General features: G+C 46.9%; 8 protein-coding genes and 2 pseudogenes. All 10 read left to right on the top strand.

Annotated features, from left to right (window positions below):
- Positions 1–173 (top strand): flagellin (locus tag AACS18_RS15395; protein WP_258228729.1); only part of this gene is annotated, 173 nt, incomplete at its 5' end.
- Positions 174–759: 586 nt separating this feature from the next.
- Positions 760–1,650 (top strand): flagellin N-terminal helical domain-containing protein, encoded by an 891-nt coding sequence (locus AACS18_RS15390; protein ID WP_108542027.1) that lies wholly within the window; start codon positions 760–762, stop codon positions 1,648–1,650.
- Positions 1,651–1,778: 128 nt separating this feature from the next.
- A pseudogene (locus tag AACS18_RS15385) lies at positions 1,779–2,900 on the top strand (IS4 family transposase).
- Positions 2,901–3,338: 438 nt separating this feature from the next.
- Positions 3,339–4,223, top strand: coding sequence for a flagellin N-terminal helical domain-containing protein (locus AACS18_RS15380; protein ID WP_108542028.1), 885 nt, complete (start codon positions 3,339–3,341; stop codon positions 4,221–4,223).
- A gap of 36 nt (positions 4,224–4,259) precedes the next feature.
- Positions 4,260–4,685, top strand: a complete 426-nt coding sequence (locus AACS18_RS15375; protein WP_181363293.1) for a flagellar protein FlaG — start codon at positions 4,260–4,262, stop codon at positions 4,683–4,685.
- A gap of 25 nt (positions 4,686–4,710) precedes the next feature.
- Complete coding sequence (fliD, locus tag AACS18_RS15370; protein ID WP_108542029.1) at positions 4,711–6,111, top strand: flagellar filament capping protein FliD; 1,401 nt, start codon at positions 4,711–4,713, stop codon at positions 6,109–6,111.
- A 23-nt stretch (positions 6,112–6,134) separates the two neighbouring features.
- Positions 6,135–6,557, top strand: coding sequence for a flagellar export chaperone FliS (fliS, locus tag AACS18_RS15365; protein WP_108612631.1), 423 nt, complete (start codon positions 6,135–6,137; stop codon positions 6,555–6,557).
- Positions 6,557–6,880 carry a hypothetical protein gene (locus tag AACS18_RS15360; RefSeq protein WP_108612630.1) on the top strand — a complete coding sequence of 108 codons (324 nt, stop codon included), beginning with the start codon at positions 6,557–6,559 and terminating at the stop codon, positions 6,878–6,880. The genes fliS and AACS18_RS15360 overlap by 1 nt, the downstream gene beginning before the upstream one ends.
- Positions 6,880–7,615 (top strand): annotated as a pseudogene (locus tag AACS18_RS15355) (6-hydroxymethylpterin diphosphokinase MptE-like protein); the annotation flags it as partial. The gene AACS18_RS15360 and the pseudogene AACS18_RS15355, both read left to right, overlap by 1 nt.
- Positions 7,601–8,476, top strand: an 876-nt coding sequence (locus AACS18_RS15350) for a 6-hydroxymethylpterin diphosphokinase MptE-like protein (protein WP_374956612.1), incomplete at its 3' end; no start/stop codon positions are given. The pseudogene AACS18_RS15355 and the gene AACS18_RS15350, both read left to right, overlap by 15 nt.

Here is an 8,476-nt window from a genome sequence, read left to right as displayed (position 1 = left end):
AAGCCAATATCTCGGAAAACGTCAGCGCAGCTCGTTCCCGTATCCGGGATGCAGACTTTGCTATCGAAACGGCCAACATGACCAAACAGAATATTCTGCAACAGGCGGCATCCAGCATCCTGTCACAGGCCAACCAGAGACCTCAGTCAGCACTTCAACTGCTGCAAGGCTAACAAAAGAAAACAGGGCGGTTGTTCAGGCCGCCCTGGTCAAGAGATGGAACAAAGGGGTGTTCGGGTTCGCACTCTGTTCTATCGGGAGAGATATAATTCTCTACTAGTAATGCCAAGTGTTGTCCAGCTGTTCAGTTCTGTCACGCTTGGTCATATTCTCCTGAGCATATGCTCATTTTTAGGCCGGTTCTCCGGCCATTTTTTATTGTGTCGCCAAATTGGCGTCACTCCTCCTAGTGTTTGCATACATCATGCCAAAATTATATTTCCCCAGGCTCATCTATGGGCATGGCTGGAAGGCTCTCCCATAGGAGGGTGGGGTGATTGAGTATGTTACCCCTCACAGGAGAAGACTTGCCGCTATCGGCAACAATTTTCCTAAAGCTTGGCTAAATTCTGCCGCTAAAAAGATGACGCAATCGAGGGGTGTTCGGAATCCAACGTTTGCATAGCTGCGGGTAGTCTGTCTGTTCAAACAGGTACCCGCCAGAAGAGAGAGGCTAGTTCAACCTCCTCTTCTACGGTGGGTCGTCACTCAGTTATGGTGACGCAACCCGCAGTCGCATGTTCTTCGGGAGAATTTATTATGGCCATGTTCATTAACACTAATACGTCATCACTGAACGCCCAGCGTAATTTGATGAATACCACCAAATCTCTGGATACCTCGTATACCCGTTTGGCATCCGGTTTGCGTATCAACAGCGCAAAAGATGATGCTGCGGGTTTGCAGATCTCCAACCGTTTAACTTCTCAGATCAATGGTCTGGATCAGGGTAACCGTAACGCTAATGATGGTATCTCTCTGGCACAAACGGCCGAAGGCGCAATGGATGAAGTGACCGGCATGCTCCAGCGCATGCGCACCTTGGCGCAACAATCTGCCAACGGTTCCAACTCAGCCAAGGATCGTGAAGCGCTACAAAAAGAGGTCGATCAGCTGGGTTCTGAAATTAACCGCATTTCGACCGATACCAGCTTCGCCGGTACCAAGTTGCTGGATGGTAGTTTCACCGGTACCTTCCAAGTCGGTGCCGATGCGAACCAAACTATCGGTTTTAGTTTGGCGCAGTCTGCCGGTTTTAGTATTTCTGGTATTGCTGCCGCAGCTGCGACCACTATCGCTACAACCGGTGCTGCAGTCGGTATCACCACAATTTTTGTCGGTGCAAGCAGTATTAGCATCAGTAGCCAGAGTAATGCTCAAAACGTTCTGGCAGCAGTAGATTCGATGCTAGGGGTGGTTGATGGCAAGCGGGCCGAACTTGGTGCAGTTCAAAACCGCTTGGATTCGACCATCCGCAACCAAGCCAACATCTCTGAAAACGTTAGTGCTGCTCGCTCTCGTATCCGCGATGCGGACTTTGCAATCGAAACCGCAAACATGACCAAGCAAAATATCCTGCAGCAGGCTGCGTCCAGCGTCTTGGCTCAGGCCAACCAGCGTCCGCAATCTGCATTGTCCTTGTTGGGATAACAATGCTGGAGCCTCATTAAGTATGAAAAAGCGGCCTCTTTAGGGTAATGCCGATCAGTTAAGGATCCATTGACCGATCCTTCTGCTGTGTGAAAATCCGAAACCTGTTGATTGGTTTCGGATTTTTTATGCGTATCGCTCAAGCGCTCGACTTCCTCCACGCCAGTAATGCTGCTCAGTTTGAGTCACTCTCAGACCTCATTGCACCCGAGCTCATCACGACGCTGCTCGCCGAAGAGGATGTCGTGACCCTGCGTCGCCGCCGTAGCCCATGGAGCGTCTGGTCTGGGCCATCTTCCGCCATGTCCCCATGATCCAGCTGGTCAATCAGCTCGATATCCTGTTGCCCGACGACCGCCCCTCTCTGGCACCAGCAGGCCAATCATCCCGGTTGGGCCGGGCTGCAACTGCTATCCGCAGGTGCGCATGCTCTGTCAGATGGAGCTGACCAGCCACCTGCTTGTTCAGGCCGTCATGGAGAGCTGCGCCGTCAACGAGATGGTGTTGGCCGAACAGCTTGTCGCACGCACGCCGGACCACTCGCTCACCCTGTTCGACAAGGGGTTTTACTCCCTCGGTCTGCTCCATGCATGGCAGAGTGCGGGCGTAGAGCGGCACTGGTTGCTGCCGCTCAAAAAGGGCACCCAATACGAGATGGTGCGCAAACTGGGGCGCCAGGATGACTGGTCTTGCTGAAAACCAGCCCACAGGCGAGGAAGAAGTGGCCGCACCTGCCGGACACAGTGGAAGTCCGCTTGCTGACCCGACACATCAATGGCAAGGAGCGCCAGGTATTGACCTCAATGGTCGACCCGATGCGCTTCCCGGGCGCCGATATCGTCGAACTGTATGGGCACCGCTGGGAAATCGAGTTGGGCTATCGGGAGATGAAGCACAGCCTGCAACAACACCGGCTGACCCTGCGCAGCAAGAAGGCGGCGGGGATACGGCAAGAGCTGTGGGGCGTGTTGTTGGCGTACAACCTGCTGCGTAGCCAGATGGTGAAGATGGCGGCGAGTCTAAAGGGATTCACGGCGAGTCAGCTGAGTTTTCACATGGCATCGGTGTACCTCATCCATGAACTGAGCTGCATGCCGTACCTGTCACCGGGGAGTATCCCGAAGCGGGTGGCAGAGCTGGAGTTTGTATTGCCGGAGCGAAGGAAGCGGAGTTACCCCCGCAGTGTGAAGGCAAGACCACAAAAGTATGCGGTGCAAAAAGCCAATAAAAACAATGCCAGTCAGGCTTAACTGACTGGCATTAGCCTCTTTAGGCCGCTTTTAATTTTTTATCTTCTATGCACTCCAAACCAGGGCACATTCTAAGCATTTTATCTTATCCAAGAGCACTGCATTTCTCAGAAATCAGACAACAAGCTTGCTAGTGTCAAAGTTTTGGCTGCTCACTTTAGGCGATGTGTCATTCTTAACGGTTGAAATCTGATTCTTCAGATTACTTGCTGTTGTGAGCATTATTTTTCCTAAAGATTGCATCGTTACTGCCGTTAAAGAAGATGAGGCAATCGAGGGGTGTTCGGAATCCAACGTTTGCATAGCTGCGGGTAGCCTGTCTGTTCAAACAGGTACCCGCCAGAAGAGAGAGGCCAGTTCAACCTCCTCTTCTATGGTGGGCCGCAGTCAGATTTGACAGCGCAACCCGCAGTCGCATGTTCTTCGGGAGAATTTATTATGGCCATGTTCATTAACACCAATACGTCATCATTGAACGCTCAGCGTAACTTGATGAATACCACCAAATCATTGGATACTTCGTACACGCGTCTGGCATCCGGTCTTCGCATCAACAGCGCAAAAGATGATGCGGCAGGTCTGCAGATCTCCAACCGTCTGACCTCTCAGATCAACGGTCTGGATCAGGGTAACCGTAACGCCAACGATGGTATCTCTCTGGCTCAAACGGCTGAAGGCGCAATGGATGAAGTGACAGGTATGTTGCAACGTATGCGCACCTTGGCTCAACAGTCTGCCAACGGTTCCAACTCAGCCAAGGATCGAGAAGCTCTACAAAAAGAGGTCGATCAGCTGGGGGCTGAAATCAACCGTATTTCCAAAGATACCAGTTTTGCTGGCACCAAATTACTGGATGGGACTTTTGCTGGCAGCTTCCAAGTTGGTGCTGATGCCAACCAGACTATCGGGTTTAGCCTGACTCAGGGTGCTGGTTTCAGTATTTCAGGCATTGCTGCAGCAGTAACTGCTGCCGGTGGGGCTGCTGTAGCCAGTATTTTCACTAGTGGTTCAACTGTTGGTGGTATCAGCATCAGTTCACAGAGTAATGCTCAAGATGTGCTGGGAGCTGTTGATGCCATGCTTGGAATTGTTGACAGCAAGCGAGCAGAGCTCGGTGCGGTACAAAACCGCTTGGATTCTACCATTCGTAACCAGGCCAATATCTCGGAAAACGTCAGTGCTGCACGTTCTCGTATCCGTGATGCGGATTTTGCGACCGAGACTGCTAACATGACCAAGCAGAATATTCTGCAACAGGCCGCATCCAGTGTCTTGGCTCAGGCTAACCAGAGACCGCAGTCTGCTCTTTCCCTGCTTGGGTAATGGGTAGACTAGGCTGACTAAGATGGGAGAGATAAGATGGCAACCGAAATAGGCAATCTGTCATCTGCCAATGGCGCTTCCTTACAGCTAAGTGACAAGAGCGGCCAAGTGGCCGCTCAACTGCTTTCTGGCACGGTAGAGGATGCTGGGACTGTACAGCAGAAAAGTCAGGAGCAGCCCAAGGGAACTGAGCTTCAACAAGTGCAGAGCCAGGCCGATATTGAAAAACAGGTACAAAACTTGCAGGAATTTGGCAAATTGCAAGGGTGGACCGTTAATTTCAGCATGGAGCAGGAGTCTGGCCAGGTGGTAATAAAGGTAATGGACTCTGATACCCGCTCGGTGATCCGCCAGATCCCTACAGAAGAGTTGATTGCTATCCACAAGCGGATCCAGGCGTTGCAGCAAGGTGAAGCAGGGGCAAACCCTAAACGCGGGCTTTTGTTTGATCGCGAGATTTGAATCGAATTGATGAGGAGAAGATAACATGGCCATTACTTCTGCCGGGGCGGGCTCTGGGCTTGATCTTGAGAGCGTCATCGCTGCTAGCGTGGCGGCCAAGAAGGCCCAGCTACAGAAACCGATTTTAACCAAGCAAAACAGCACCCAGATCAGCATATCTGGTATAGGCCAGCTGAAGTCATCCCTCACCGCATTCACCGATATTCTCGATACCTTGAGCAAACCTGGTGCTTTCAACAAGCGAGCCGTCACCATAACCCAGGATAAAGATAATCCGGTTATGAAGGTGGAGAGTAAAAGTGGTGGCTCCAATGGCCAGTACAATATTACCGTCAATAAATTGGCAACCACTAGCCGTGTTGAAGGTGAATTTGCCAGTTCGACAACTCCACTTGTGACTCAGGATGGTCAGTTGACCTTCAAAGCCGGTGACAAGGAATTCAAGGTTGATGTCAAGGCAGGGGATACTCTGCAAGACATTCGTAAAAGTATTAATAGCAACGGAGATAACTTCGGCCTTAGTGCAAATATCGTCAATACAGCCGATGGTAAGGCAAAATTTGTTATTGACTCTGGGATATCTGGAGATGGCAAAGATTTGGTGATCACTGGCAATAATTCTGAGCTGGATATCTTTGCAACTGGAGCTGCTGGTTCTGCGATGAGCCAGAAGCAAGCCGCTAGTAGTGCTGAAATTACTGTTGATGGTAATACTCTTAAAAGTGATACCAATGTGTTTGACGACTCTATTCAGGACTTAAAATTAACGGTTTTACGTGTATCCGATAAAGAGAGTGATGGCACAACTCTAAAATCCAATAAAGTTGCCATAACAACGGATAAAACTGCTATCCAGGATATGGTTAAGCAGTTTATTGATGGTTATAACGCGCTGCAAGATAAAATGGATGCGCTGGGCAAGCGTAATAGTATCGTTGGTGGAGTTAGACAAGATGATGGTGGTGCGCTTGCTGGTGATGCGAGCACTCGTACCATTAGCAGTTTTATGGCTAATACTGTAACAAATAAAGCTGGTACCAGTACAACTTACTCAACCATCTTTGAAGTAGGTATTAAGATGGACAATAAAGGCAAGTTGTCTCTGGACAAAACAAAATTTGATGAGGCTGTTGATAAAAACTTTGACCAGGTCGTTGGGCTTTTCGGTGGCGAAAAGGGTATTGCTGCAACCTTGAACACAGGTTTAAAAGAGTATTCCAAGTCTGGCGGTATGCTGGATCAACGTACAGATGTTTTGAATGCCGATCTGCGTAGCTTGAACCAGAAGCAGGCCACATCAAACGCTCAATTAGTTAAATACGAAGCTTCACTACGTGCTCAATATGGTAGCCTGGATGCCTTGTTAGTGAAAATGAATCACTCTGCGGCAGCGCTGCAATCATTACAGATTAATAACAAGAAATAAATTCATATAACGAGGAGCAGGCGATGTACCAGCGTAATCTAAAAGCATATAAGGCAACCAGTGTCGCTGCTGACTTGGCTGTTGCCGATCCTCATCGTGTGATTCAACTCATGATGCAAGGTCTACTTGAACGTTTGGCTCAAGCTAAAGGCGCAATTGAGCGTCGTGATATGGAAGCAAAATCTACCGCTGTATCGAAAGCTCAGGGGTTATTACATGGTTTGCAAGATGCTCTTGATATGAGTCAAGGGGCTATTGCTGAAAATCTATATAGCCTCTATTCCTATATGGATGAGCGAATTTGGGATGCGAGTCTTGCATTGGATACTGTCCCGATTGAAGAGGTCATGGCTTTGATGGTAACTATAAAATCTGGTTGGGATCAGTTACCCGATTCTGCTAAACAACAGGGCTATCAAATGAGACAGCAACTGGGTGAGTTGTAATGACCACTTTAGCCTCTCTACAACAAGCACTTACAGAAAACTACGAGCAACTTCAATATCTATTAGCCAGAAAAAGCTATGATGATGCTCTGGTCTATATGGATTATCGGATTTCTTTGATTGATCGTTTGCTGCATCTCGTTGAAAGTGAGCCTTCACTGAAACAAGATGCCACTTTATTGGCGGCATTACTTTTTCAACAAGAAGAAAGCATGAAAAAAGTGGCATCTGATCAGCATAAAATCATTTTCAATGAGTTGTCTGTGATTGGGTTGGCAAGTAAAGCAAAGCAAATTTATAGTGTGAATAGCAAGGAGTTCTGATGTCGGAAAATATTGATGATATTTTGGAAAAAGCTGAAGGAGTTGCTTTACGACTAAAAGAACGTGCAGAGCAAGAGGCTGCCATGTCGGTGGCCTTGCCCCTTCGATTCTCACAGAATATTGCTGCATTTCGTAAATATATTCCCCATATTGCAGATATGTATGAGTCATATCAAGCAAACCGGCCATTTCGTTTTTTTTGTAATGAAAATGGCCAGCCAAATATGGCTTGGATCGATGATGATGTCGCGGTATATGGTGATGAACCGTATCTTATCTGTGAGACGTTGGTTAAAGAGTTCATGGATAAAGGGGGGTTATCCAAGTTCTCATTTAGTCAAGAAGCCAACCCACTCGGATTTATGCACGTTGAGTATCTTAATAAACTCAATGCTTATCTTGATGATATTGCTGTTCGAGAAGAACCATTAAAAAAAGTTCCGACTGAAGTTCCTACCGCACTAGTGTTTGGGGTTGGGTTACCACCTTGGTTATCTTTATGAACAATGCAAAATTGGCACTTTATTTCTTTTGGAACCAGATTTAGATCTTTTTTATGCATCTCTTTTTTGTTTCGATTGGGCACCTTTGCTTGATTATTTACATAAAGAGAACCTCGGTCTACATATCTTATTGGGCCAAGATGAAGATACTATCTTTAATGATTTTGCATCGGCTATTCATAGCCGTGGTTCTTTTCTTATCGCTAATGCCTTTATCATGTGGGGTTACCAAAATGATAAAATCAAAAGTTTAATTGAGAGGGTCCAGCAGGAGTATTATCTGCTAGTGATGGGATGGGGTTTTTTTGATGACAATCTGATAGCTCTTTCTCATGCAGTTGATAACGTTGAACGAACTGTTCCATTTTTGGTGCAGGGAGAAAAAATTCCATCGGAATATAATAGAATCCCAGTTTTTGTTATTGCTAATGGTCCATCTTTGGATGCCTCTCTTCCTGTCATTGAAAAGAATAAAGAAAAAGCAATTTTAATTTCATGTGGTAGTGCTATTTCAGCTTTGCATAAAGTTGGTATCAAACCAGATATTCATGTTGAGACTGAACGAACGAAGATTGTTTATGATTTCTTGGTTAATATGAATGACCCCGATTATCTTAGAGACATACTTTTCCTAAGCACGGATGTTATTCACCCCTATTGCTCAACGCTGTTCGACAAATCAGCATTAATGTTTAAACTTAGTGAGCCAGGAATTATCCTCTATCATGTAAATTTCCCTCATCTTCCCAAATATGCTGCATTGGGAGGGGTTAATCCTTTAGTTGGAAATATAGGGGTTAGTGCTCCCATCCATCTTGGCTTTAAAAATATATATTTATTTGGCCTCGATAATGGTTATAAAAATAAAGGGCATTATCACTCGAAATTCAGTGCTTATTATAATAGTGATAAAGGTGCTGAGGTACTTGGTGAGTTGATGTATGGAGACAGCCAGTGGCAGCATGAAGGTAACTTCGGTGGTATTGTATTAAGCAATGCCATGTTTAATACATCCAGAAGAGTTATTGAACAAGTATTAGCTGCGAATGAGCATGTTCAGTGCTTTAACTGCAGCGATGGGGCTAAAATTGCA

It is taken from the genome of Aeromonas sp. HMWF015 (assembly GCF_963878965.1).
In the GTDB taxonomy this organism is placed as follows: Bacteria; Pseudomonadota; Gammaproteobacteria; order Enterobacterales; family Aeromonadaceae; genus Aeromonas; species Aeromonas veronii.
Note: the sequence above shows the minus strand (reverse complement) of the source record. Positions and strands in the feature narration are given on the sequence as shown.

Bases quoted from the DNA above. Each gene is read 5' to 3' on its own strand.
- fliS (WP_108612631.1), top strand. From the start codon at position 6,135: ATGTACCAGCGTAATCTAAAAGCATATAAGGCAACCAGTGTCGCTGCT.
- fliD (WP_108542029.1), top strand. From the start codon at position 4,711: ATGGCCATTACTTCTGCCGGGGCGGGCTCTGGGCTTGATCTTGAGAGC.
- AACS18_RS15375 (WP_181363293.1), top strand. From the start codon at position 4,260: ATGGCAACCGAAATAGGCAATCTGTCATCTGCCAATGGCGCTTCCTTA.
- AACS18_RS15360 (WP_108612630.1), top strand. From the start codon at position 6,557: ATGACCACTTTAGCCTCTCTACAACAAGCACTTACAGAAAACTACGAG.
- AACS18_RS15390 (WP_108542027.1), top strand. From the start codon at position 760: ATGGCCATGTTCATTAACACTAATACGTCATCACTGAACGCCCAGCGT.
- AACS18_RS15380 (WP_108542028.1), top strand. From the start codon at position 3,339: ATGGCCATGTTCATTAACACCAATACGTCATCATTGAACGCTCAGCGT.